This is a genomic window from Microbacterium galbinum (assembly GCF_023091225.1).
Classification (GTDB): domain Bacteria; phylum Actinomycetota; class Actinomycetes; order Actinomycetales; family Microbacteriaceae; genus Microbacterium; species Microbacterium galbinum.
Genome location: NZ_JAHWXM010000002.1, coordinates 91868 through 115504, shown reverse-complemented (window position 1 = coordinate 115504; position 23637 = coordinate 91868). Strand labels below are relative to the sequence as shown.

Annotated in this window: 19 protein-coding genes and 1 tRNA gene; 11 read left to right on the top strand and 9 right to left on the bottom strand. The window is 70.2% G+C overall.

Annotated features, from left to right (window positions below):
- Window positions 1–42 precede the first annotated feature (42 nt).
- From KZC52_RS14635 to KZC52_RS14615, 5 genes are read right to left on the bottom strand one after another with little or no spacing between them, the layout of a single operon-like run.
- A complete protein-coding gene (locus KZC52_RS14635) occupies window positions 43–1329 on the bottom strand; it encodes a glycoside hydrolase family 125 protein (RefSeq protein ID WP_247624876.1) in 1287 nt (428 codons plus the stop codon).
- Entirely contained in the window at window positions 1317–3635 is a 2319-nt protein-coding gene (locus tag KZC52_RS14630; protein ID WP_247624875.1) for a glycoside hydrolase family 3 protein, read from the bottom strand. Before KZC52_RS14630 ends, KZC52_RS14635 begins: the two co-directional genes overlap by 13 nt.
- Window positions 3632–4483 (bottom strand): carbohydrate ABC transporter permease, encoded by an 852-nt coding sequence (locus tag KZC52_RS14625; protein ID WP_247624874.1) that lies wholly within the window; start codon window positions 4481–4483, stop codon window positions 3632–3634. The genes KZC52_RS14630 and KZC52_RS14625 overlap by 4 nt, the downstream gene beginning before the upstream one ends.
- Before the next feature lie 19 nt (window positions 4484–4502).
- Window positions 4503–5435 carry a carbohydrate ABC transporter permease gene (locus KZC52_RS14620; protein ID WP_247624873.1) on the bottom strand — a complete coding sequence of 311 codons (933 nt, stop codon included), beginning with the start codon at window positions 5433–5435 and terminating at the stop codon, window positions 4503–4505.
- 17 nt (window positions 5436–5452) lie between these two features.
- Window positions 5453–6736, bottom strand: coding sequence for an ABC transporter substrate-binding protein (locus tag KZC52_RS14615; RefSeq protein ID WP_247624872.1), 1284 nt, complete (start codon window positions 6734–6736; stop codon window positions 5453–5455).
- 128 nt (window positions 6737–6864) lie between these two features.
- Here KZC52_RS14615 and KZC52_RS14610 point away from each other — a divergent pair, with 128 nt between their 5' ends.
- Together KZC52_RS14610 and KZC52_RS14605 are read left to right on the top strand one after the other, a co-directional pair.
- On the top strand, window positions 6865–7899 hold the full coding sequence (locus KZC52_RS14610) for a LacI family DNA-binding transcriptional regulator (protein WP_247624871.1): 1035 nt from the start codon (window positions 6865–6867) through the stop codon (window positions 7897–7899).
- A gap of 50 nt (window positions 7900–7949) precedes the next feature.
- Window positions 7950–9245, top strand: coding sequence for a glycoside hydrolase 5 family protein (locus tag KZC52_RS14605; protein WP_247624870.1), 1296 nt, complete (start codon window positions 7950–7952; stop codon window positions 9243–9245).
- A gap of 127 nt (window positions 9246–9372) precedes the next feature.
- Here KZC52_RS14605 and KZC52_RS14600 read toward each other — a convergent pair whose 3' ends face one another.
- Entirely contained in the window at window positions 9373–10782 is a 1410-nt protein-coding gene (locus KZC52_RS14600) for an HNH endonuclease signature motif containing protein (RefSeq protein ID WP_247624869.1), read from the bottom strand.
- Window positions 10783–10982: 200 nt separating this feature from the next.
- Between KZC52_RS14600 and KZC52_RS14595 the strand changes: the two genes are divergently transcribed.
- The 7 genes from KZC52_RS14595 to KZC52_RS14565 all read left to right on the top strand — a co-directional run bounded on the left by KZC52_RS14595 (window position 10983) and on the right by KZC52_RS14565 (window position 20057).
- Window positions 10983–12683 (top strand): alpha/beta hydrolase-fold protein, encoded by a 1701-nt coding sequence (locus KZC52_RS14595; protein WP_247624868.1) that lies wholly within the window; start codon window positions 10983–10985, stop codon window positions 12681–12683.
- Between the two features lie 12 nt (window positions 12684–12695).
- Window positions 12696–13463, top strand: a complete 768-nt coding sequence (locus tag KZC52_RS14590) for an alpha/beta fold hydrolase (protein ID WP_247624867.1) — start codon at window positions 12696–12698, stop codon at window positions 13461–13463.
- A 1-nt stretch (window position 13464) separates the two neighbouring features.
- Window positions 13465–15288 (top strand): ABC-F family ATP-binding cassette domain-containing protein, encoded by a 1824-nt coding sequence (locus KZC52_RS14585; protein ID WP_247624866.1) that lies wholly within the window; start codon window positions 13465–13467, stop codon window positions 15286–15288.
- 167 nt (window positions 15289–15455) lie between these two features.
- Window positions 15456–17204 carry a Na+/H+ antiporter gene (locus KZC52_RS14580; protein WP_247624865.1) on the top strand — a complete coding sequence of 583 codons (1749 nt, stop codon included), beginning with the start codon at window positions 15456–15458 and terminating at the stop codon, window positions 17202–17204.
- Between the two features lie 146 nt (window positions 17205–17350).
- Window positions 17351–18256, top strand: a complete 906-nt coding sequence (locus KZC52_RS14575) for a MetQ/NlpA family ABC transporter substrate-binding protein (RefSeq protein WP_247624864.1) — start codon at window positions 17351–17353, stop codon at window positions 18254–18256.
- A 98-nt stretch (window positions 18257–18354) separates the two neighbouring features.
- Window positions 18355–19398 (top strand): methionine ABC transporter ATP-binding protein, encoded by a 1044-nt coding sequence (locus tag KZC52_RS14570; protein WP_247624863.1) that lies wholly within the window; start codon window positions 18355–18357, stop codon window positions 19396–19398.
- Window positions 19398–20057 carry a methionine ABC transporter permease gene (locus tag KZC52_RS14565; protein WP_247624862.1) on the top strand — a complete coding sequence of 220 codons (660 nt, stop codon included), beginning with the start codon at window positions 19398–19400 and terminating at the stop codon, window positions 20055–20057. The genes KZC52_RS14570 and KZC52_RS14565 overlap by 1 nt, the downstream gene beginning before the upstream one ends.
- 9 nt (window positions 20058–20066) lie before the next feature.
- Here the strand turns inward: KZC52_RS14565 and KZC52_RS14560 are convergent, their stop codons facing one another.
- Genes KZC52_RS14560 through KZC52_RS14550 form a run of 3 tightly spaced genes read right to left on the bottom strand, consistent with a single transcriptional unit; the run spans window position 20067 to window position 22049 of the window.
- Window positions 20067–21038, bottom strand: a complete 972-nt coding sequence (locus KZC52_RS14560) for a pseudouridine synthase (protein WP_247624861.1) — start codon at window positions 21036–21038, stop codon at window positions 20067–20069.
- 13 nt (window positions 21039–21051) lie between these two features.
- Entirely contained in the window at window positions 21052–21546 is a 495-nt protein-coding gene (locus KZC52_RS14555; RefSeq protein ID WP_247624860.1) for a MarR family winged helix-turn-helix transcriptional regulator, read from the bottom strand.
- Window positions 21543–22049, bottom strand: coding sequence for a GNAT family N-acetyltransferase (locus KZC52_RS14550; protein WP_247624859.1), 507 nt, complete (start codon window positions 22047–22049; stop codon window positions 21543–21545). The genes KZC52_RS14555 and KZC52_RS14550 overlap by 4 nt, the downstream gene beginning before the upstream one ends.
- An 82-nt stretch (window positions 22050–22131) precedes the next feature.
- Between KZC52_RS14550 and KZC52_RS14545 the strand changes: the two genes are divergently transcribed.
- Window positions 22132–22203 (top strand) — tRNA-Gln (locus tag KZC52_RS14545).
- Between the two features lies 1 nt (window position 22204).
- Window positions 22205–23635 carry a bifunctional UDP-N-acetylglucosamine diphosphorylase/glucosamine-1-phosphate N-acetyltransferase GlmU gene (gene glmU / locus KZC52_RS14540; RefSeq protein WP_247624858.1) on the top strand — a complete coding sequence of 477 codons (1431 nt, stop codon included), beginning with the start codon at window positions 22205–22207 and terminating at the stop codon, window positions 23633–23635.
- Window positions 23636–23637 lie beyond the last annotated feature (2 nt).

Below are 23637 nucleotides of genomic sequence, written 5' to 3'. Positions count from 1 at the left end.
GGGCGGTTCGTGCGTTCGCGGGTGTGCGAGTGCGTCGGGTGCTCAGTCCTCGGCGACCTGCAGCGCGAGCTCGCAGAACATCGACTCCGCCCACGAGAACCACGGGCGGCTGAAAACGGCGGGATCGTCGACGTCGATGCTCTCGTGCACGTGCCCGGTGCCGGCATCCGTCTCGGCGATCATGCGCAGCAGGCGGGTGCGGTCGTCGGCAGTGCCGACGAGCCCTTCGACGGCGAGGGCGATCGGCCAGACGCGCCTCTCGCGGGTGTGGGGGCTGCCGATGCCGCGGAGGGCGGTGCCCGCGAACCAGTACGGGTTCGCGGGGCTCAGTACGACGTGACGCGTCGCCTCCCAGATCTCGCGGTCGATCACCTCGGGGGCGATCAGCGGGAGCGACAGCAGCGACGGGGTGTTCGCGTCGTCCATGACGAGCGCGCCGCCCAGGCCGTCGACCTCGTACGCGTAGATCGGCTCGCCGTCGGGCCCGTCGATGATGCCGTGCGCACTCACACCGGCTCGCAACTCGTCGGAGAGGGCGAGCGCGTCGGCGGCGAGCACCTCGTCGTGGAGCACCTCGCGGGCGATCTCGGCGAGGGCGCGCAGCGCCTGGGCGGCGAAGAGGTTCGCGGGGACGTTGTACCCGAAGGTGCACGCGTCGTCCGAGGGGCGGAATCCGCTCCACGTCATCCCCGTGTGCGCGACGGCGGAGCCGCGACCGCCGCGGGGGAGCGTCTCGGTGGGGATCGCGGTGTCGCGCTCGAACCGGTACGCGGACTCCTCGTGGTGCTGCTCGGCGCGGAGCTGATCGACGATCACACGGAGGACCGCATGTGTGCCGTCGTCGAACACCGACGTGCGTCCGGTGCGCCGCCAGAGCGTGTGGGCGAGCGAGACCGGGTAGCAGACGCTGTCGACCTCGTACTTCTGCTCCCAGACCTCGGGGTCGTCGCAGACGTCGTCCGCGTCGTAGTGGGCGCCGGTGGGGCCGTCGTTGAACGCGTTGGCGTAGGAGTCGTGCGCGAGGAATCCGAACTGCCGACGCACCACACCCTCGACCAGGTCGGCGAGCTGCGGACTCCGGTCGAGGAAGCGCAGGTACGGGGTGAGCTGCGTCGTGGAATCGCGCAGCCACATCGCCGGGATGTCGCCGGTGATGATGAACACCCGCCCCTCCTGGTCGATACCCACCGTCTCGGTGAGGGTGCGCAGCAGGGCGGCCTCCACGAGGTCGCCGATGCGCTCACCACTGGTGCGCCGCACGCCGTCGGCGGCGTCCGCGATCAGATTCCGCGTGCGGACATCGGGCGTGAACGCCGTCAGCTCGTCCATCCGGTGCGGCCCTCGTCGTCGGTGATGCGGATCGTGATCGCGTCGTGGGTGGGATCGTGCGCGGATGCCGTCCACGCGAGGATCTCAGCGGGCAGAGCCTCGGGCCGCCCGCTCGCCCAGGAGCCCAGCGCGTCGAGTCCGAGGTCGACCGGGGCCGTGGTGCGGCCGCCCGCTGCGACGGTCACCCGGGTCACCGCCAGCAGCGTCCGACGTCGGGGACGGATGCCGCGCTCGTGCCGCCGCCCGTAGAGAGGAACGGCGAGGGAGATCTCGGATGCCGAGGCGTTCGCGACGTCGATCAGGACCGTGACACGCTCGCCCCTGCGCAGGTCGGCGGTCGAGACGGTGGGGGACTCGCCGGGAGCAGCGGGGCGCAGACGGACCTCGACCGTCGACGATGTGCCGGTGCCGAAGAGCACTCCGGCGGGGTGGCGTGCATCGAGGTAGCCGCGCGCCGTCTCGCGGCGCTCGTCGTGCGCGACCGGCAGCACTCCGTCGGCGGAGGGGAGCGTCGCCGGCAGCAGGCCTCCGCCGACACCGGTGGTCAGGGCGGTGACGATCGCCTCTCCACCGCCGGGACCGGGGAAGGGCGCGAGGATCACGGCATCCGAGAGTGCGATGACGTCGTCGAGCGGGCGCGGGCGCCCGTCGATCACGACCGCGATCACCCGAGGTGCCCCCGAGGCGCGTGCGGCGCGGAGCAGGGCGAGCTGTGCGTCCGGCAACCCGAGGTGCGCGAGATCCACGCCCTCGCCGTTGGTGGTGTCGGGTGCCGGCGCATCGATCGCGCCGTTGTCGGCGAACTCGTCGTCGTAGCTGCGGCGGCTCGTACCGCCGAGCACCACGAGGGCGACGTCGGCGCCGTCGAGGGCTGCGCTCACGGCATCCCGGGCGCCGGCGGGATCGGAGAGTTCGCCGCGATGCGTGGAGCCCTGCGCGACGCGCACCCGCTCCGCGCCGTATCGGGTGACGAGTGCGGAGTGCACGGTGGAGGAGGTCGGGTCGGGGACCGGACGCGGGGGCGTGTAGTCGCCGAGCTGGGCGTCGAGGTCCGAGGCGTTCGGTCCGAGGAGGGCGATCACGGGGCCGGCATCCGCGCGATCTTCGGCAGCCGGAAGCGGGAGCGCCCCCGCGTCGTGCACGACGACGACGGACTGGGCGGCGGCACGCGCGGCGAGGGAGAGGAACGCGCGCTCGCGCTCGGGGTCGGCAGGAATCGCGGCCGGCACGTCGGCTTCCCCGAGCAGACCGAGGCGGCGCTTGAGTGCGAGCACGCGGTCGGCGGCCCGCGTGACGACCCCTTCGTCGAGGATGCCGCGATCGACGGCCTCCTCGACGTGCGTGAAGGCCTCGTCCCACAGGCTGAGGTCGACACCCGCGGCGAGAGCGATCGCCGCGGCCGTCGCCGGATCGGGGGCGCTGTCGCGAAGACGATCGATCGCGGTGCCGTCGGCCATCACGAGGCCGTCCCAGCCCCACCCCTCGCGCAGCGTGCCGGTCAAGAGCTCACGATTCGCACTGCAGGGGATGCCGTCGATGTCGTTGTACGCGGCCATGAAGCCGGCGACCCCGGCCCGGGCGGCGGCGTATGCCGGACGCAGATGGATCTCGCCCAGCTCCCGGCGCCCGATCGGTGCGCCGGAGCCGTTGCGGCCTCCGATGCCCGCGCCCTGCGCCGCCAGGTGCTTGGCGACGACGGCGACGCGGTCGGGGGCGATCGCTGATGCTGCAGCCGCGGCATCCGTGCCCTGCATCCCGCGCACCGTCGCCTCGACGAGCAGGGCGGCGAGCGCCGGATCCTCGCCGAAGCACTCTTCGGCGCGGCCCCAGCGCGGGTCGCGCAGCACGTCGAGTCCCGACACCAGCGCGACGTGCGTGCCGCGCAGGCGCGTCTCGGCGGCGACGTGCGCCGCGAGCTCTTCGGTGAGGGCGGGATCCATACCCGCGCCCAGGGCCAGGTTGACGGGGAGGGTCGTGCCACCGAGGGCCATGAGCCCGCGCGGCACCTCCTCGACGAACAGCGTCGGCAGGCCCGCGCCGTGCGTGACGATGTACTCCTGCACGGCCCGATAGGCCTCGGCGCTGCGCTCGGGCGGGATGCCGTTGCTCCACCGCACCTGTGACCACGGGTCGGCGCGCAGCACGCCGTAGATCGCGCCGATCCCACCCCAGCGGTCGACCTCGCGGCGCAGGACGTCGGTGATGCGGGGTGCGCCGTCGACCCAGCGCACCGCTTCCCAGCCCTTGAGACGCTGATTGATCTGCCCGACGCGCTCGCGCAGGGGGAGATGTGCAGAGCCCGTCATCCCTTGATCGCCCCGGAGACCAGCGCCTTCTGCATCTGCTTCTGCAGCACGGTGTAGACGAGGTAGACGGGGAGCAGGGTCAGGAGGGTTCCGGCCATCAGCACACCGTAGTCGGTTCCCGCGTCGACCTTGAGGGTCGGCAGCGCCACCTGGATCGTGCGCTGGGCGGTGTCGGGCCCGATGAGGATGAGCGGGTACAGGTACGCGTTCCAGAACGAGAGGAAGTTCAGCAGCAGCACGGTCGCGATACCGGGGATGCAGATCGGCAGGTAGACCTGGCGGAGCACCTGCAGCGTCGTCGCGCCGTCCATCGACGCCGCCTCTTCGAGCTCGCGCGGGATGGTGCGCATGAAGGCGGTGAGGATGACGATCGACAGCGGCAGGGCGGTCGCCGGGAGCAGCAGCACCACGAAGGTGCGCGTGTGGAACAGGCCGAGCGATGCCGCCAGCAGGAAGGTCGGGAACAGCGCGGCGAACGAGGGGATCAGGAAGCCCAGGCTGAAGACGGTCTCGATGATGCGGCCGATCCTGCCGGTGGCACGGGCCAGCGCGAACGCGGCGGGGAGCGCGAGGAGCAGCGTCAGGATCAGCGCGGCCACGGTCGTGAGGGCGGAGTTGGCGACCGCGAGGCCCAGATCGGCCTGGCGCAGCGCCGTGGTGAAGTTCGAGAAGTCCCAGCTCGTGGGGAGCGCGAGGGGCGACTCGAAGATCTCCTCGTTCGTCTTGAACGACGACGCGATGAAGTAGTAGAAGGGGATGATCAGGATGGCCGCGTACAGCCAGGCCAGCGTGCCGCTCGTGATCGATCCGACCCGGTCGCGGAGGGGGAGGACGGTGCGTGATGCCATGGGATGCTCCTTCGTCCGGTCAGTGGGTCGCGCGCAGCGTGCGGCGGATCAGCCACATGCCGAGCAGTCCGAGGATGAACAGGATGACGCCGACGGCCTGGCTGTAGCCGAGGTTCGTCTCGACGAACGCCTTGCTGTAGATGAGGTACGACAGCGTCATGGTCGAGGTACCGGGGCCGCCCTGGGTGAGCAGCAGCACGGTCTGGGCCGAGTTGAACAGCAGCGACAGGAACTGCAGCATCGTCACGACGCCGATGAAGTCCTGGGCGATCGGCCAGTACATGCGCCACGCCACCCGCCAGTCTCCGGCGCCGTCGACACGGGCGGCCTGCACGATCTCGGTGTCGACGCCGTCGAGGCGCGCGGCGATCAGCACCGCCGAGTAGCCGATGCCGCTCCAGAGCTCGACGGCGATGATCGCGCCGAGCGCCGTGCTCGGGTCGGCCAGCCAGGCGTTCCCTCCCAGGCCCAGGGGAGCGAGGATGCCGTTGATCAGGCCGTCGGGGTTGAGCATGGCGTAGAAGACCATCGCCGTCGCCGGGGCGGAGATGAGGGCCGGGATGAAGAGCAGGTAGCGGAGCACGCGGTGACCGCGCGGCTTCTGCACGACGTAGAACGCGAGCAGGAACGCGAGGATGATCATGATCGGCAGGCCGACGACGATCTGGATGGCGGAGTTGCCGAGCGCGGCCCAGAAGGTCGCATCGGCGAACACCGCGCGGAAGTTGTCCCAGCCCGCGAAGGTCGGTGTCTCGAGCATGCCGGGCCAGCGCAGGAACGAGATCACGAAGATCGCGACCACGGGGCCGATCATGAACACGGCGTACCAGATGAGCGCCGGCAGGGCGAGGCCGGGGAACCGCTCGCGCAACGACGAGCGACGGGGGCGTCGGTTCGGGGGCAGGGCGGTGACGAGCTGTTCGGTCGTGGGGGCGGGGGCGAGCGCGGTCATGGTGTCCTCTCGGGCCCTCAGGCCGCGGCGTAGGCCTTCTCGAACGTGTCGATGATCTGGTCGGCGGAGGCGCGGCCGTAGGCCATCGCGGTCGCGCGGATCATCGGCTCGAAGACGGCGTCGGGGATGAGCAGGTCGGGCAGCATCACCGGGGTGACCTGATCGGTCGTGAGCTGGGAGGCCTGTGCGACGAGGGGGAAGTCGCGGCTGACCACATCGGTGATCCGGCTCATGTCGCGGCCGGAACCGAGGATGAACTCGCTCGTGACCTCGGGCGTGTAGAGGTTCTGGATGAAAGGCTTCAGCAGGTCGAGCTTCTCGGCGCCGTTCGCGCTGATCCAGATGCCGTGGCCGTTGAAGCTCTGGATCACGGTGGGATGGGCGACGACGCCGCCGCGCGACGGGGCGGGCCAGCCGCCGACCGTGACCTCGGCCGCGCGTTCGGCGGGCACGAGGGCGAGCGCCGACGACATCGCCGGGACGATCGCCGCTTTGCGGGTGTTGAACTGGGTGAGTTCGGAGTCGGACGTGTAGCCCTGCACGTTGTCGACGAACACGCCCGCGTCGCGCAGCTCGACGAAGTGCTCGACGCCGGCCACGGCGCCCGGGAACTCCGAGAGCTTGCCGGAGGAGAACGCCTTCTTCGCCTCGTCGCGGGTGAGGAAGCCCTGCAGGATCTGCAGGAACATCTTCTGGCCGCTCCAGTCGGAGCCCCCGACGGTCACCGGGCCGATGCCCTTCGAGCGCAGCGCGTCGGCCACGGCGATCAGCTCGTCCGAGTTCGTCGGCATGCCGACGCCGGCCTCGTCGAGGAGCCCCGTGTTGAAGGAGACCGGCCAGTTGGTGCGAGTGAACGGGAAGGCCCGCAGGTTGCCCTCGGCATCCGTCCATTCCTCGAGCGCCTCAGGGATGATCTTGTCGCGCAGGCCCCACTCGTCGAGCAGATCCTGCACCGGGATGGTGGCACCGAGGCGGGTCCACGAGAGCGTGCGTCCCTGCAGGTTGACCATCGCGATGTCGGCCTCCTTGCCGGCCAGCGAGCTGGTCTCGAAGACGATCGGCAGGTCGGAGCCGTTCTTGAGGAGGGCGACGGGCCGATCGTTCGCCCGCGAGTAGGCGGCGACGACGTCCGAGAACACCTGGGCGCCCGAGACGGCGCCGCTGAGCTGGGTGTGCACGGAGATCGAGCCGGCCGCGCTGGACGTCGGCATGAGGGGGCCGCACCCGGTGAGCAGGGGGATCATCACGCCCCCTCCGATCACCGCCCCGAGAAAGGTGCGCCTGCTGATGCCTTCGGTCATGAGCCCTCCTGAGAGCTGCAGTGCTACGGATGGATGTGTCGCGGCGCGCTTTGTAAAGCGGTACACGTCAACGTGCGATTAATGTATACCGCTTTACAACGGAGGGTCAACACCCTAATCTCGGTGGTGTGAGCGAGAAGGTGACGAACGAGAAGAAGCCCGCCCGCGCGACGATCGCAGCGGTCGCCGCGCGCGCCGGGGTGTCGCCCTCCGCCGTGTCGCACGTGTTCAACGGCCGGCCCAACGTGTCTGCGGCGACGGCCGCGCGCATCCGTCAGGCGGCCGACGAGTTGCACTGGCGTCCGAACTACGCGAGCCGCAAGGTCAGCGGTCAGGGTGGACGCAGCCTCGGCCTCGTGATCGCCCGCTCGGGCGACACGTTCGAGCGCGATCCCTTCTTCATGCGGCTGATCGCGGGCCTGACCGAACCGCTCGCCGAGATCGGATGGTCGCTCTCGCTCACCCTCGTGCGCGCCGACGACGAGGAGCGCGTGTACCGCGAGTGGTGGAGCGAGCAGCGAGTGGATGCGTTCCTGCTCGTCGACCTCCGCGACGACGACCCCCGCATCGGCTTCGTTCGCGAGCTCGGCGCACCCGCCGTGCTGCTCGGAGCGCCGGTCGACGACGCCGTGCCGGCCGTGACCGTGCACGATGATGCCGCGTACGAGGAGGTGCTCGAGCACCTTCACGGTCTCGGCCACCGCGCCGTCGCGCGCGTGAGCGATTCGCCCGGTCTCGTGCACGCCCGCGATCGTGATCGTCGATTCGTGGATGCCGCAGAGAAGCGCGGCATGACCTCGCTCGTGCTGCGCTGGGAGCGCGCGGCATCCGATCCGGTGGCCGATCTGCTGGCGCGCGCCGAAGCGACGACGGCCCTGCTCGTCGACAGCGAGGCCCTCGCGGCCGAGATCGTCGCGCATGCGCCCGAGATCGGTGTGCGCGTGCCCGAGCAGCTGTCGGTGATCGCGTGGGAGGACTCCTGGGTCTCGAGCCTGGTGCGCCCGCGGCTCACCGCGCTCGACGCCCCGGTCGAGGAGAGCGCTCGCACCGCCGTGGCGCTGCTCGCACAGCTCGTGAGCGGCGAGGACGTCGTGTCGCAGAGCGTGTCGGCGCGGCGCCTGATCGTGCGCGAATCGAGCGGCCCCGCGCCGACGGATGCATGATCCCCGATCCCCGAGACTTCCTGCCCACGATCGAGAAGGACCACAGATCAGTGACTGACAACACTCCGCGCTCCGATGCTCCGCGTTTCGATGCACCGCGTTTCGGGGCGAACTACACGCCCTCCCAGGACTGGATGTTCCAGTGGATGGGGATCGACGCCGATGTCGTGCGCGCGGACTTCGAGGCGCTCGCCGGGCTGGGGCTCGATCATGTGCGGGTGTTCCCGCTGTGGCCCGTGCTGCAGCCGAACCGGACGCTCATCCGCCGCAAGGCGCTCGACGACATCGCTCTCGTGGCCGACATCGCGGCCGAGTTCGAGCTCGACATCGCTGTCGACGTCATCCAGGGCCACATGTCGGGCTTCGACTTCGTGCCGGCGTGGCTGGTCAACTGGCACGACGGCAACATGTTCACCGACGAGAAGGCGATCCAGGCGCAGGCGGCGCTCGTCGCCGCGGTCTACGATGCAGTGCGCGACAAGCCGAACCTCATCGGTCTGACGCTCGGCAACGAGCTCAATCAGTTCCAGCTGCCCAACCCCGCCGCGATGCCCGCCGAGAGCGCGCAGATCACGCACTGGCTCGAGAGCCTGCTGGGGGCGCCGCGCGATCGTGATCCGCGCCACCTCATCGCGCACAGCGAGAACGACCACCTCTGGTACCGCGACGGGCATCCGTTCCTGCCCGAGCACGCGTCCCGTCTCGGTGATGTCACGACGGTGCATTCGTGGATCTTCAACGGCACCGCGGCGCGCTACGGCGGCCTCTCGTCGCCGTCGGTTCGCCACGCCGAGTGGATGATCGAGCTCTCGAAGGCGTTCGCGACCGATCCGCAGCGCAAGGTGTGGCTGCAGGAGGTGGGTGCACCGTCGATGAATCTCGCCGACGACGAGATGCCCGAGTTCGCCTCGCGCACGGTCGAGGCGGCGCTGACCACCGAGGGCCTCTACGGCATCACGTGGTGGTGCTCGCATGACGTGTCGCGCTCGCTCGGGGACTACAAGGATCTCGAGTACTCGCTCGGACTGCTCGACACCGAGAACGTCGTCAAGCCGCTGGGTCGGCGGTTCGCGGAGCTGGTCGCTCAGGCGCGGGCGGATGCTGCGGGTGCCGGTGACTCTCCGGTCATGCCGCGCACCGTGGGCGTCGTGATCGACGTGGATGCCGATGACCTTCCGCTCTCGCGCACCGACCTCGCCCCCGGCGGGCGGGTGTTCGAGCGCTGGCACGAGCTGCGGGAGCAGGGCGAGCCCGTGACCGTTGTCACCTCGCGTACCGCTCAGGATGCCGCCGCCCTCGCCGCCCGCGGAATCGACACCGTCGTCGAGGTCGCGCAGCGCGCCTGATGGCGTCGCGCCTGACGGCGTCGTGCCTGATGGCGTCGCGCCTGACGGGATCGGGCCTGACGGCGTCGTGGCTGACGGCATCGCGCCGGAGGGCAGCGCATCTGACGGCATCGCGCCGGAGGGCGATTCACCGGCTGTCGGTGAACCTGACCGTGTTCTGCTCGGGCGGGCGGTCGATGTAGGTCGTTCCGGTCGGGCTGGTCCAGACGAGATCGCCGGTGGTTCTGATGGTCTGATCTGCTCGTCCGCCTTCGAGATGGAGCCCGACGTCGTCCTCCCTGGGGCGTCGGTGTTGGACGCGCCAGAGCGAGTGGTGTTTGAGCGTGTGGTGTCGTCGGCAGAGGTGCGCGAGGTTGGTGGCGCAGGTCTCACCGCCGTCGGACGCGGCGTGGGTGTGGTCGATGTCGCATCGTCGTGCGGCGATGTTGCAGCCGGGGAAGCGGCAGCGTTGATCGCGAGCCCGGAGGTGTCGGGTGAGCTGATCCGACGGGCGGTAGCGGTCGACGGCGAGGAGTGCGCCGGTGATCGGGTGTGTGAGCACCCGTTCCCATCCGGTCGCGTCGCCTGCGAGGAGGCGTGCGGTGCGGGTGTCGATGGGGGAGCGGCCGTCGAGCTCTGCCGGGGGTGCGCCGGAGGCGCTACCGCCGTTGTGGCCGCCGGTGTCGTCGTCCATGAGGGTGAAGACGGGGACGGTGACCTCGACCCGCGCGCGGATCTCGCCGAGCAGTCCCGCCTCCGTGTCGTGCCCGGTCGGAGCGCCGGTGAGTGCGATGTCGGCGAGCAGGTCGGCGCGCAGCTGATCGGTCGTGCGGGTGTCGGAGTCGCGGTCCGTGTCGGTGGGGGAGCCGAGGTCCGTGTCGGTCCCCTTCGCCGCCTTCCGTGCCCGCCCGTTCTCCACGGTGATCGTCCGCGCCATGCGCGTCAGCCGGTCGTGGATTCCGTGGACGAGGACGGCGGGCCCGAGCATCCCGAGTTCGGCCATCCCGTCGTCGAGGTCCTTCACCCACACCCGCCGCAACTCCCGCGCGTCGCGGTGACGCTCGGTGACGGTGCGGGTCTGGTACTGCTCCGCGATCCGCCGCGCCACCCGCCGCAGCCTGTTCGGCGACTCGACCACCGCCGCCTCCACCGCTCGCGCCGCATACCGCGCTCGATCGGCCGGGTCGTCCAGATGTGCGCCCGCGTCGACGATGACCCGGGCGTGGGCGGCGCTGATCCGCCCCGCGCCCTGCGCCGCCCACACCTCGGCGAATCGCTCGACCGCCCACGATGCCTCGTCCATCCGCCGCTCGATCGTACGGTCGCTCGCCCGCACTGCCGCCCCGATCTCCGCCGCCACCGCCCGCAGGGCCATGTCGCCGTGATCGGGATGCGCCGCCTGCCGTGCGATGTCGACCGCGACGCGAGCGGCGACGGCGAGCATCCCGTCGCGCACGGCTGACAGCCGAGCGATCGTCTCCTCGACCGCCCGCACCGAGCCCACCAGATCGGCGATCATCGCCGTCTGGGAGTTCGTTGCGTCGAGCAGTTCCGTCATGCGAACAGCCCACCACAGACCACCGACATTCGAACATATAGACGAAGAATCTTCGCCAATCGGACCGGAGGTTCCCCACAGCGCCGCACCGCAGCTCTGGGCCGACCTCACATGTCCGACGAGTGCAGCCACCTCTACCGTGGCTTCCCACCGGCGGTATCCAGCGGTATCCGGCGGCATCCGATGAAGGGGAAAACGACATGAGATTCGACCTCCGCCGACTGCTCGGCATCCCGACCGCGATCGCACTCACGGCGGGCGCGACCCTGGCGCTCGCCGCCGCGACCGACACGCCCGCGTCGTCCTCCCCACCCATCACCTACACCGCCGCAGCCTCGGCCGAAAGCCCCGACGACTTCATCCGCGACGTCCAGACGTGGACGACCACCTCCGCCGCCGGCCGCGACTACAAGATCTCGGTCGCCCTCCCGGCGAACTACGACGAGAACGGCGATCCGCACCGCGTCCTTTACGTCACCGATGCGAACGCCGAGTTCGGGATGGCGGTCGAGACCGCCCGATTGAACGCGCCGGGCACGATGGTCGTCGGCATCGGGTACGACGACCCCGGCCAGGGCTTCGCGGCCTCCGGAGTGCGCCGCACCCTCGATCTCACCCCGACCGAGATCACGGCCGACGTGCCGACCGGCGGTGCTCCCGAGTTCCTCGACTTCCTGAGATCCGAACTCGTCCCGCAGATCGAGAGCGAGTTCCGCGCCGACCCCGCTGACCGCGCACTCATGGGCCATTCCTTCGGCGGTCTCTTCGCCACCTATGCGCTGCTCCACAACGACGGACTCTTCCACCGGTTCGTCATCGCGAGCCCCTCGATCTGGTGGGACGACCGCACGATCCTCGACATGGAGGCCGACTACGCCGAGACGCACGACGCGCTCGACGCGCGCGTCTTCCTCTCGGTCGGAGAGCTCGAGGAGACGACCTCCGGGTTCCCGATGACCAGCGACATGACGAGCTTCGCCCACACGCTCGCCGCCCGCGCTTACGACGGACTCGAACTGGGCGCCACGATCTTCGACGACGAGACCCACCTCTCGGTGATCGGAGCGGCGTTCAGCCGCGGCCTGCGGTTCATCTACGCAGCGCCTGGCACCGACATTCCGGGAACCTCCCTGCCGGAGCAGCAGGACGTCGCCCCGCAGATCGTCACGCAGCCGTCGGATGCCGAGATCCCCGAGGGCGCGACCGCGACCTTCACCGCCACAGCGACGGGAACCCCCGAACCCACGGTGATCTGGCAGACGCAGCTGCCGGATGCCGGTGACTGGGTGACGATCCCGGATGCCGCCGCCCCCACCCTCTCGATCGACGCCGTCCCGGCATCCGCCTCCGGCACCCGCTATCGCGCGGTCTTCACCAACGCCGTGGGCGAGTCCGCGACCGAGCCCGCCACGCTCACCGTGACGGTCGCCCCGGAGGTGCCCGCCTCCCCGTCGGCCGACGACCTCACCGACGACAACCGCGGCCCCGTCACCGCACCGGCCACCGTCGCGCAGGGGGCGCCCTTCGATCTCTCGCTCGGGACCGACCTCGCCGGCGCAACCGTCGACGTCTACCTCTTCTCCGACCCCACCCACCTCGGCACGCTCGCGGCCTCGTCTGCCGGCATCGTGCAGGCGATCGTTCCGACGGATGCCGCGCTCGGGGCGCACCGCGTCGCCGTCTACGCCACCGACGGCGCCCTCATCGGTTGGGTGCCGGTCGAGATCGTCGCGGCCCCGTCCGGCGGGGCGACCGCTCCGGGCGACCGCCTGGCCGACACGGGAGCGGACGCCGGGACCATCGCCCCGATCGCCCTCGCCGCGAGCGCCGCAGTGCTCCTCGGGGGAGGGGCCGCGCTGCTCGCCCGCCGGCGACGCAGCGGGATCGACCCGACACCGTGATTGACTCGACGGATGCTTCTGCACGCCGAGATCACGCTGCCGACGCACCAGGCCGCTGACAGCACACGCGAGCACGATGTCGGGAGCATCGTCCTGCTGCACGGACTCATGGGATCGACCGAGAGCTGGCACGATCTCGTTCCGCTCCTCGCCGCGAACGGCTGGCGCGTCGTCGCGATCGACCTCCCGGGCCACGGCCGCTCGCCGCGCGACCCGGGTCTCACGGTCGCGCGCGCCGCGGCATCCGTCGTGCGCACCGTGCAGACGCACCTGCGTCGTCCACCCGCCGTGGCGCTCGGACACTCGTACGGTGGCACCGTACTCGCCGCTGCGGCTCCTGCGCTCGAGTCCGGTCTCGCCGTGTTCGTCGACGCCGCTCTCGGCTTCGCCGGGGGCGCCGACCACGCGGCCCTCACGGCGCAGTACGCTGCGGACGCCGCGTCGCGCACCGTCGAGGCGCTACGTGAGCGCCCCGGGTACTCGGTCGCCGCTGCGCAGCGGGAAGCACGCGCCGCCCAGCTCTTCGACCCCGCGACGTCGGCGTCGATCTCGTGCGGCGCGAACGTCGACGAGCAGCCGCCACCCGGATCGATCGCCGTCGTCGCCGACCCCAGCCGCTTCGTCTCCGATGATGCCGCGAGCCGATGGGAAGAGGCCGGCATCGATGTCCGCCGGATCCGCGGTGCCGCCCACACGCCCTGGTACGGCCACCTCGACGAGTTCGTCTCCGCGCTCCCCGAGGTCTTCCAGCCCCGCGCACCCGGTTACCCTGGACAGTGACATGGCACATCTTCTGGGGGCCGAGGCCCTGCACCTCGAATATCCGACGAGGGTCGTCTTCGACTCCGTGACGCTCGGCATCGAGGAGGGGGATCGCATCGGCATCGTTGGCCGCAACGGCGACGGCAAGTCGAGCCTGCTCGGCATGCTCGCGGGCATCAAGGAACCGAACTCGGGTCGCGTCACGGTGCGCGGCGGAACGACGATCGGCGTGCTCGATCAGGCGGACACGCTCCCCGACGACCTCACGATCAGTCAGGCCGTGGTGGGCGACACCCCCGAGTACGAGTGGGCGGGCGACGCTCGCACCCGCGACGTGATCGAGGGGCTGCTGACCGACCTCCCGTGGGATGCCGAGATCGGCTCCCTCAGCGGTGGTCAGCGCCGCCGCGTCTCGCTCGCCCGCCTCCTCGCCGGCGACTGGGACGTCATCGCCCTCGACGAGCCGACCAACCACCTCGACGTCGAGGCGATCACGTGGCTCGCCGGGCACCTCAAGAAGCGCTGGGCCACCAACTCGGGCGCCCTGATGGTCGTGACCCACGACCGGTGGTTCCTCGATGAGATCTGCACCGAGACCTGGGAGGTGCATGACCGCATCGTCGAGCCTTTCGAGGGCGGGTACGCGGCGTACATCCTGCAGCGCGTCGAGCGCGACCGCATGGCCGCCGCCACCGAGGCGAAGCGCCAGAACCTCGCCCGCAAGGAGCTCGCGTGGCTCCGCCGCGGCGCCCCCGCGCGCACGAGCAAGCCCAAGTTCCGCATCGACGCGGCCAACGAGCTCATCGCCGACGTGCCGGAGATCCGCGACAAGGTGTCGCTGCAGTCGCTCGCCGTGTCGCGGCTCGGCAAGGACGTCGTCGACCTCCTCGACGTGGGCGTGACGTACCCGACCGTCGACGGCGGCGAGAAGACGGTGCTGCGCGATGTCGAATGGCGCATCGCTCCGGGCGAGCGCACCGGCATCCTGGGCGTGAACGGCGCGGGCAAGTCCACGCTGCTGGGCCTCATCTCGGGAACCGTCGAGCCGACGGTCGGCCGCGTCAAGCGCGGCACGACCGTGAAGGTGCAGACGCTGACGCAGCGCCTCGACGAGCTCGACCAGTACTGGAACGACCCGGTGCGCGTGATCATCTCGGGCCTGCGCACCTCGTACACGCTGGGTGCCGGCTCGAAGGCGCAGGACCTCACGCCCGGACAGCTCCTCGAGCGCCTCGGCTTCTCGTCCGCCCAGCTCTCGACGCCGGTCAAGGACCTCTCGGGTGGCCAGCAGCGCCGCCTGCAGCTCCTGCTCGTGCTCCTCGACCAGCCCAACGTGCTGATCCTCGACGAGCCCACCAACGACCTCGACACCGACATGCTCGCCGCGATCGAAGACCTCCTCGATTCCTGGTCGGGCACCCTCCTCGTGGTCAGCCACGACCGCTACTTCCTCGAGCGCGTCACCGACCAGCAGTTCGCGATCCTCGACGGGCACCTGCGTCATTTGCCCGGCGGCGTCGACGAGTACCTGCGTCTGCGCCACCTCCAGACCTCGAACGCCGAGAAGGGGCAGGCGGTGAAGGCCGCGACGAGCACGGCCGCGTCGACGGCATCCGCTCTCGACGGTGCCGCCCTGCGCACGGCGCAGAAGGAGGTCTCCTCCCTCGAGCGCCGCATCCAGAAGCTGACCCAGCAGGTGGATGCCGCCAAGCACGCACTCGCGGAGCACGACCAGGCCGACTACGCGGGTCTCGGCGAGAAGATGTCGAAGATCAGCGCGCAGGAGGCCGAGATCGAAGAGCTCGAGCTGCGCTGGTTCGAGCTCACCGAGCAGATCGGCTGACGCCCGCCCGACCCGCATCGGAACCGGGCGTGCGAACCAGGGACAGTCAGTACCTGGCGATCTCTGTGCTGCGGGAATACCTTTGCCTTGCGACGCGCTGTGCTCTGGGCGGGGTCTGACGCCGGCCGGTGTCGCACAGCACGATTCTGCGGCACCGGGAGGTACACATGGAAGGACTCGAGGTCACGGTCCTGCTCGGACTCACGATTCTCGTCGGCACTCTGATCGCACCGCGGGTGCGGCTGGCGCTGCCGCTGGTGCTCGTCGTCTTCGGGCTTCTGCTCGGCTTCGTGCCGGCGTTGCGCGAGGTGCAGCTGCCGCCCGAGACCGTGCTGCTGCTGTTCCTGCCGGTGATGCTGTTCTGGGAGAGCCTGACGACGTCGCTGCGGTCGATCCGCCGCGACTTCCGGTACATCCTCCCGATGAGCACGCTCCTGGTCGTCGCCTCGGCCTTCGCGGTCGCCGGCGTCGGCGTGCTGTTCGGGATGCCGTGGGAGATCGCCCTCATCCTCGGTGCCGCGGTCGCCCCGCCGGACGCCACCGCGGTCGCGGCCCTCGGCCGCCTGCTGCCGCGGCGCATGTTCATGAAGCTGAAGGCCGAGAGCCTCACCAACGACGGCACCGCGCTGGTGCTCTACGCCATCGCCGTCTCGCTCGCCGTCGGCGGCCAGGTCACCCCGTGGTCGGTCACCTGGACGGTGCTCGTGTCGTACGTGGGCGGCATCGCCGCAGGTGTCGTGATCGCGATGCTCGGCGTGCTGGTGCTGCGCCAGTCGAATCGTACGGCGGTCATCAACGTCACGATGCTGCTCATCCCGTTCTCCGCGTTCCTCGTCGCCGAGCTGATCCACGCCTCGGGCGTGCTCGCCGTGGTCGTGGCGGGGCTCATCGCCTCGTACGTCTCGCCGCGCGTCACGACGGCATCCTCCCGCCGCCAGTCCGACGCGGTCTGGCCGTTCGGGGTGTTCCTGCTCAACGGCGCGCTGTTCATCCTCATCGGTCTCGAGGTGCAGTACGTCGTGCACGAGATCTCGGCCGCGATGATCGGCTGGCTCGTGCTCACCTCGATCGCCGTCTGGGCGACGCTCGTGGTCGTGCGCTACCTCTTCCAGTTCTTCACCGGGTTCTTCCAACGGCCCGCCACCCGACCGCCGCGCGGTCTGCGCGCCCGGTCGCGCGTGGTCTCGACCGTCGCCGGTATGCGCGGCGCGGTCTCGCTGGCGATCGCGCTGTCGGTGCCGACGAGTCTCGCCGAGGGGTCGTCGGGTCGTGACGAGGTCGTGTTCGTGACCGCCGGCGTCATCCTCCTCAGCCTGCTCGTGCAGGGCCCGCTGCTGCCGGCGGTCGTGCGCTGGGCGCGGATGCCGGTCGACCACGCCGAGCAGGAGGAGTACGAGCTCGCCGAACGGGCGATCTCGGGGGCCGCGCTCTCGGCGCTCGACGACCTCGCCGCCGAGCACGGCATCGGTCAGGAGGTGCGCGATCGCGTGCGCTCCGAGGGATACCAGATGCTCGAGCTCGCCAACGCGAAGGCGCTCGCCCGCGAGCAGGCACTCGTCGACGCCGAGGCGCGCGAACTCGACGCCCTGCTCGACGCCCCCGACACGACGGTGCCCGGCGCCCCGGCATCCGATGCCCTCGACGATGCACTGGGCGTCGGGGGAGTGACGGATGCCGTCGACGGCACCACCCTGCAGATGATCGCGACCTCCACCGACGTCGACGTGCTGCAGCGCTCGCCCCTCGTGCGCCACGAGGAGCACACCCGACTCAAGCTCGCCCTCCTCGACCGCAAGCGCGAGGTGCTGATCGGCCTGCGCCGCTCCGGCACCGTCGATGACATCGTGGTGCGGCGCATCGCCGCCCGCCTCGACCTCGAGCAGGTGCGCCTGCAGGGGATCGAGGAGTTCGACTGACCGGCGTCGAAGGAGACGACGCGCTCCGTACGGGCCCGACACGCGCGGCCGTCGGGCCCGGTGACGCTGTGTGACAGTCGATTCCGTGCCCGGGGCCGCACCTGCCTAACGTATGGGAGTCCCTGAGAGAGGAACTCGCACACATCATGTCCCGTCGTACCACGTCCATCATCGCCGCGCTCGCCGCGGTCCCGCTCTTCGTCGCGCTCGCCGGGTGCGCCACGTCCACCGATGCCGGCTCCGACTCGGGTTCGTCCGAGAACGAGGTCGTCAAGGTCGGCGTCGTCGGCAAGGGCGACCCGCAGTGGCCCGCCTTCGTCGAGGCCGCTGCGGAAGAGGGCATCACGGTCGAGCTCGTCGACTTCGGTTCCTACGAGCAGCCGAACCCCGCGCTGACCGAGGGCGAGATCGACCTCAACCAGTTCCAGCACATCGTGTACCTCGCCGGCTACAACGAGGACTCGGGCTCGGATCTCGCGCCGATCGGTTCCACCGCGATCTACCCGCTGGGCCTGTACTCGAAGAAGTACGACGACGTCGACAGCATCCCCGAGGGCGAGACCGTCGCCGTTCCGGACGACGCCTCGAACCAGGCGCGCGCCCTGCTCGTGCTCCAGTCGGCCGGCCTCGTCGAGCTCAAGAGCGGCGGAACCATCTTCTCCGACCTCGCCGACGTCGACACCGACAAGAGCAAGGTCAAGGTCACCGCGCTCGAGGCCGCCCTCATCCCGACCTCGCTGCCGGATGTCGCAGCCGCGATCATCAACAACGACTTCGTCGAGGATGCCGGTCTCACCTTCAGCGACGCGATCGCCCAGGACGACCCGGAAGACCCCAACGCGCTGCCGTACGTGAACATCTTCGCCGCTCGCGCCGAAGACGCCGACAACGAGACCTACCTCAAGCTCGTCGAGATCTTCCAGACCGACGAGGCCGTCCAGGCCGGACTCCTCGAGTCGTCGGGTGACACCGCGGTGCCGCTGCAGACGCCGGTCGCCGACCTCGTCGCCTCGCTCGAGAAGGTCCAGAAGGACACCGCAGCGAACAAGTGATCACGGCGGGGACACCCCGCCTGATGCGAGAGAATCGGGTGGCGCCTCGTGCGTCACCCGATTCGTCGTTTCCCGACATCCCACCCACCGGAGCTTCCATGCCGATCGTGAGCCTGACCAACGTGTCGAAGGCCTATCCCTCCCGCGTACCGGGAGACACCGAGATCATCGCCGTCGACGACGTCACCCTGTCGATCGAGAAGGGCGACGTGTTCGGCATCATCGGATACTCGGGGGCCGGCAAGTCGACACTGGTGCGCCTGATCAACGCCCTCGAGCCCGCCACCGGCGGCACGATCCTGGTGGACGGCGTCGACATCACCTCGCTCTCCGAGAGCGCGCTGCGCAAGGTGCGCGGCGGCATCGGCATGATCTTCCAGCAGTTCAACCTGTTCTCCTCGCGCACGGTGCGTGCGAACGTCGCCTATCCGCTCAAGCTCGCGGGCTGGTCGAAGGCCGACATCGAGGCCCGCGTGACCGAGCTGCTCTCGTTCGTCGGTCTGTCCGACAAGGCCAAGGCCTACCCCGAGCAGCTCTCCGGAGGTCAGAAGCAGCGCGTGGGCATCGCCCGCGCCCTCGCCACGGGCCCCGCGATCCTGCTCGCCGACGAGGCGACCAGCGCGCTCGACCCGCAGACGACCCATGAGGTGCTCGATCTGCTCAAGCGGGTCAACCAGGAGCAGGGCGTCACCATCGTCGTCATCACCCACGAGATGGACGTGATCCAGACGATCGCCACGAAGGTCGCGGTCATGGAGAACGGCCGCGTGATCGAGCAGGGCGACGTGTTCGACGTCTTCTCCGCCCCGCAGAATCCGGCGTCGCAGCGCTTCGTCGGCACGGTGGTCAAGGGCGTTCCGTCGCCGGCCGAGCTGTCGGTGCTGCGTGAGCGCCACCGCGGACGCCTGGTCACGTTCTCGTTCCGCGACGGCGATTCCTCGCAGGCGCAGGTCTTCCTCGATCTCGCTGCGGCCGGCCTCGACTTCGAACTCGTCTACGGCGGCATCAACGACATCCGCGGGCGCGCCTTCGGCCACCTGACCCTGGCGATCCGCGGCGAGAGCGCCGCCATCGACCGCACCCTCGCGGCCATCGCCGAACGCGTCGAAGTCACCGAGATCGCACGAGAGGAGGCCCGCTGATGGATCGTCTGCAGGAACTGATGCCCGAGTTCTGGGCCGCCGCGCTCGAGACGCTGTACATGACGTCGTTCGCGCTCGTCCTCGGCGGCGTGCTCGGGCTTCTCATCGGCGTCATCCTCTACGTGACCCGCCCCGGTGGTCTGCTGCCGAACCGCGCCGTGTCGATGCTCGCGAACCTCGCGGTGAACATCTTCCGCCCGATCCCGTTCGTCATCTTCATGGCCGTCGCGCAACCGTTCGCCCGCGTCGTGGTGGGCGTCGGTATCGGCACCACGGCCGGAGCCTTCATCATCGCCCTCGCCGCCTCCTTCGCGATCGGACGCATCGTCGAGCAGCATCTCGTCTCTGTGTCGCCCGGTGTCATCGAGGCGGCGCGCGCGATGGGCGCGGGCCCTCTCCGCATCCTCTTCACCGTCGCGATCCCCGAGTCGTTGGGCCCGCTCATCCTCGGCTACACGTTCATCGTGGTCGCGCTCATCGACATGACCGCGATGGCCGGTCTGATCGGTGGCGGCGGCCTCGGAGCGTTCGCGCAGATCTACGGTTTCCGTCAGTTCGAACCGGTCGTGATGTGGGCGGCGATCGCCCTCATCGTCGTGTTCGTGCATCTCGTGCAGATGCTGGGTACGCGCCTGGCGCGCAAGATCATGCGCCGCTGAGCGCGCCCGTCAGTCGCCTGCGGGGGCTTCTGCCGCGTCGCCGGCGGGAGCGTCCTGCAGGCGACGACGCGTCGTGAACACGCGATCCTCGCCCGACAGCGGGTCGGTGAAGCTCAGCTCGCGCGCGAGCAGCTGCATGGGCCGGGCGAAGTCGTCCGGCGCCTCCGGACGCAGCTCGGGATAGAACGGATCGTTCAGGATGCCGACGCCCAGAGCCGAGAGGTGCACGCGCAACTGGTGCATCTTGCCGCTGTGCGGGCGCAGCAGCGTGTGCACGACCCGGTCATCGGCACGGATGAGCTCGATCAGCGTCTCCGAGTTCGGCTCGCGCTCGTCGTCGACCCGCACGCGCAGCTCGCCGCGATGCTTGTCGATGTGGGTGCGGTACACGAGGGGGAGCGGATGCCCCGCCAGGGCCGGACGCTCGGGATCCCAGCCCTCGGGTCGGGCCGACACCGCCTCGTAGGTCTTCTGCACCCGGCGGGTCTCGAAGAGAAGCTGGTAGGCGCCGCGCGTCGCGGGGCGCGCGGAGAACATCAGCAGGCCGGCGGTCGCTCGATCGAGGCGGTGGATCGGAGCGAGGTCGGGGTTGTCGAGGAGGTTGCGCAGCCGCACCAGGGCGGAGTTCTGCAGGAACTTGCCTCCCGGCGTCGTCGGGAGGAAGTGCGGCTTGTCGACCACGACGAGGTCGTCGTCGCGGTGGAGGACCTCGATCTCGAAGGGGATGACGCTCTCGACCGGGGGCTCGCGGTAGTACCAGACGAACTCCACGCTCCCCAGGGGCGCATCGCGCGGCACTGCGCGGGCGTCGATGTCGACGATCTCACCGCGGTCGAAGCGCACCCGCAGCAGTTCCGGCTCGAGGTGGAAGAAGCGCTCCACCATGTAGTCGGCGATCGTCGGCCATGGCCCGGTGAGCGGCACGTGCAGGCGCGTCGCGCCGACGCCGTCGCGCACGGGAAGGGGCGAGGGCATGCCCATCAGCGCACCCCGCTCACGCGTCGAAGCTCAGGCTGAGCTTGCGCAACAACCCGGCCAGCCGATCGCGGTCGCCCCGCGACAGTGCCTGCAGCAGGTCGGCCTCGACGTCGACGAGGCGGGTGATCGCGGCATCCACTCGCGTGCGACCGTCGTCGGTCAGCGTGACCAGGATGCTCCGGCCGTCGCCGGGATCGGCCTCGCGTCGCACCAGACGACGCCCGACGAGGCGGTCGATGCGATTGGTCATCGTGCCGCTCGAGACGAGCGTCTGCTGCAGCAGCTGCTTGGGGGAGAGCTGGAACGGCGCCCCCGCGCGGCGCAGCGCCGAGAGCACGTCCCACTCCCAGGGTTCGAGGTCGCTGCGGCGGAAGACGTCGCGTCGCGCGCGGTCGAGGTGGCGCGAGAGCCGGTCCATGCGGGAAAGCACCTCGAGGGGCGAGAAGTCGAGGTCGGGGCGCTGGGTGTTCCAGGCGCCGACGATCCGATCGACCTCGTCCGTTGCGCTCATCCCTCCATTATCGCGCCCGAGGGCCCCGACTGCGCTTCGTCGCCGAGCTCGACGGTCATGAACGTGCTGTGCGGGTCGGGCAGGTAGGAGCCGAACGGGGCGCACTCCACGAACCCGGCTCGCGCATACAGCGCGTGCGCCGGGCGGAAGAACTCCGCGCTGCCGGTCTCGAGCGAGATTCGGCGGATGCCGCGGCTGCGGGCGTCGGCGAGCAGGGCGTCGAGCATCGCCCGCCCCAGACCCTGTCCCCGGCGGGCGGGCTCGGTGCGCATCGACTTGAGCTCCTCGTGACCCTCGGCGAGAGGGGCGAGTGCTCCCGTGGCGACGAGATCGTCACCGTCGCGCGCCACGAACAGCCGCACGCCCGGGGCGAGGAGCCGATCGAGCGACAGCGCGTGCTGGCTCTCGGGCGGCGCGGTGCCGGCCATGTCGTCGTGGTGCGCGAGGAGGAACGCGGCGAGGCCGGGGGTCGGGCCCGCGACGCGGTCGATCAGGATGCTCATGGTCGAAGCATCCCAGAGCCGTGTTTCGCGCCGATGTCGGCGTGGCAGAATGAGCGGGCGGCTTTCCTCGCGGAGGCCGCGGTCCGCCGTGGTGTAATGGCAGCACGACAGCCTTTGGAGCTGTGAGGTCTAGGTTCGAGTCCTGGCGGCGGAGCATGACGGAGAACAACCTCGCGATCGTCGTCCTCGCCGCAGGGCAGGGCACGCGCATGAAGTCCCGGCTGCCGAAGGTGCTGCACCCGATCGGCGGTCGTCCGCTCGTCGGACACGTGCTCACGACCGCCGCCCGGCTCGGCGCCGCGCACGTCGAGGTCGTCGTGCGGCACGAGCGCGACCAGGTCGTCGCGGCCCTCGCCGAGGACTACCCGGACGCCGTGTTCATCGATCAGGACGACGTGCCGGGCACCGGTCGCGCCGTGCAGGTCGCGATCGATGCCCTCCCCGACGACTTCACGGGCGACGTGCTCGTGCTGTCGGGTGATTGCCCGCTCGCGGATGCCGACACCCTGAACGGCTTCCTCGCTGCCCACCGTGCCGCGGGTACGCCGGCGACGCTCATGACCGCCGTCGTCGACGATCCGACCGGGTACGGCCGCGTCATCCGCGATGCGGACGGGAGCGTCGACCGCATCGTCGAGCAGAAGGACGCGAGCGCCGACGAGGCCGCCGTCCGCGAGATCAACGCGGGCATGTACGTGTTCCGCGCCGCGACGCTGCGCCAGTACCTGCCGGAGATCGGCGTCGACAACGCTCAGGGTGAGATGTACCTCACCGACGTTCCTGGCCTGCTCCGTCGCGACGGCGACCGTGTCGCGGCATCCGTCGTCTCCGACGTCACCGTGACCTACGGGGTCAACGACCGCGCGCAGCTCGCGCTCGTCGGCCGCCTTCTCAACGAGCGCATCGTCCGCCGCTGGCAGCTCGAGGGCGTCACGGTCGTCGACCCGGCCACGACGTGGATCGACGACGACGCCGTGCTCGCCCCCGACGTCACGATCCTCCCGAACACGCACATCCTGCGCGCCACGACGATCGCGGAGGGCGCGATCATCGGTCCCGACACGTCGCTCGTCGGCTGCGAGGTCGGCGAGGGCGCGACCGTGCGCCGTACCGACGCGACGTTCGCGGTGATCGGAGCCGAGGCGACGGTCGGGCCGTTCTCCTTCCTGCGCCCCGGCACGATCCTGGGCGCGAAGGGAAAGATCGGCGCGTACGTCGAGACCAAGAACGCCGAGATCGGTGAGGGCAGCAAGGTGCCGCATCTGTCGTACGTGGGAGACGCCACGATCGGCCGCGGCGTGAACCTCGGCGCGAGCACGATCACGGCGAACTACGACGACGTGAACAAGCACCGAACGGAGATCGGCGACGAGGTGCACACCGGGTCGCACACGGTGCTCGTCGCGCCCGTTAGGCTGGGAGCAGGCGCGAAGACCGGCGCCGGCGCGGTCGTCCGCAAGGATGTTCCGGCCGGTGCACTGGCCATGACCGTCGCACCCCAGCGCAACATCGAGGGCTGGGTCGAGAAGAACAGAGCAGGGACGGGCGCGGCGGATGCCGTGGCCCGAGAGCGAGCGGCGGAATAGGC

Coding starts and splice junctions, on each gene's coding strand:
- KZC52_RS14635 (WP_247624876.1), bottom strand. CDS start 1,329: ATGGACGAGCTGACGGCGTTCACGCCCGATGTCCGCACGCGGAATCTG.
- KZC52_RS14630 (WP_247624875.1), bottom strand. CDS start 3,635: ATGACGGGCTCTGCACATCTCCCCCTGCGCGAGCGCGTCGGGCAGATC.
- KZC52_RS14625 (WP_247624874.1), bottom strand. CDS start 4,483: ATGGCATCACGCACCGTCCTCCCCCTCCGCGACCGGGTCGGATCGATC.
- KZC52_RS14620 (WP_247624873.1), bottom strand. CDS start 5,435: ATGACCGCGCTCGCCCCCGCCCCCACGACCGAACAGCTCGTCACCGCC.
- KZC52_RS14615 (WP_247624872.1), bottom strand. CDS start 6,736: ATGACCGAAGGCATCAGCAGGCGCACCTTTCTCGGGGCGGTGATCGGA.
- KZC52_RS14600 (WP_247624869.1), bottom strand. CDS start 10,782: ATGACGGAACTGCTCGACGCAACGAACTCCCAGACGGCGATGATCGCC.
- KZC52_RS14595 (WP_247624868.1), top strand. CDS start 10,983: ATGAGATTCGACCTCCGCCGACTGCTCGGCATCCCGACCGCGATCGCA.
- KZC52_RS14590 (WP_247624867.1), top strand. CDS start 12,696: ATGCTTCTGCACGCCGAGATCACGCTGCCGACGCACCAGGCCGCTGAC.
- KZC52_RS14585 (WP_247624866.1), top strand. CDS start 13,465: ATGGCACATCTTCTGGGGGCCGAGGCCCTGCACCTCGAATATCCGACG.
- KZC52_RS14580 (WP_247624865.1), top strand. CDS start 15,456: ATGGAAGGACTCGAGGTCACGGTCCTGCTCGGACTCACGATTCTCGTC.
- KZC52_RS14575 (WP_247624864.1), top strand. CDS start 17,351: ATGTCCCGTCGTACCACGTCCATCATCGCCGCGCTCGCCGCGGTCCCG.
- KZC52_RS14570 (WP_247624863.1), top strand. CDS start 18,355: ATGCCGATCGTGAGCCTGACCAACGTGTCGAAGGCCTATCCCTCCCGC.
- KZC52_RS14565 (WP_247624862.1), top strand. CDS start 19,398: ATGGATCGTCTGCAGGAACTGATGCCCGAGTTCTGGGCCGCCGCGCTC.
- KZC52_RS14560 (WP_247624861.1), bottom strand. CDS start 21,038: ATGGGCATGCCCTCGCCCCTTCCCGTGCGCGACGGCGTCGGCGCGACG.
- KZC52_RS14555 (WP_247624860.1), bottom strand. CDS start 21,546: ATGAGCGCAACGGACGAGGTCGATCGGATCGTCGGCGCCTGGAACACC.
- KZC52_RS14550 (WP_247624859.1), bottom strand. CDS start 22,049: ATGAGCATCCTGATCGACCGCGTCGCGGGCCCGACCCCCGGCCTCGCC.
- glmU (WP_247624858.1), top strand. CDS start 22,205: ATGACGGAGAACAACCTCGCGATCGTCGTCCTCGCCGCAGGGCAGGGC.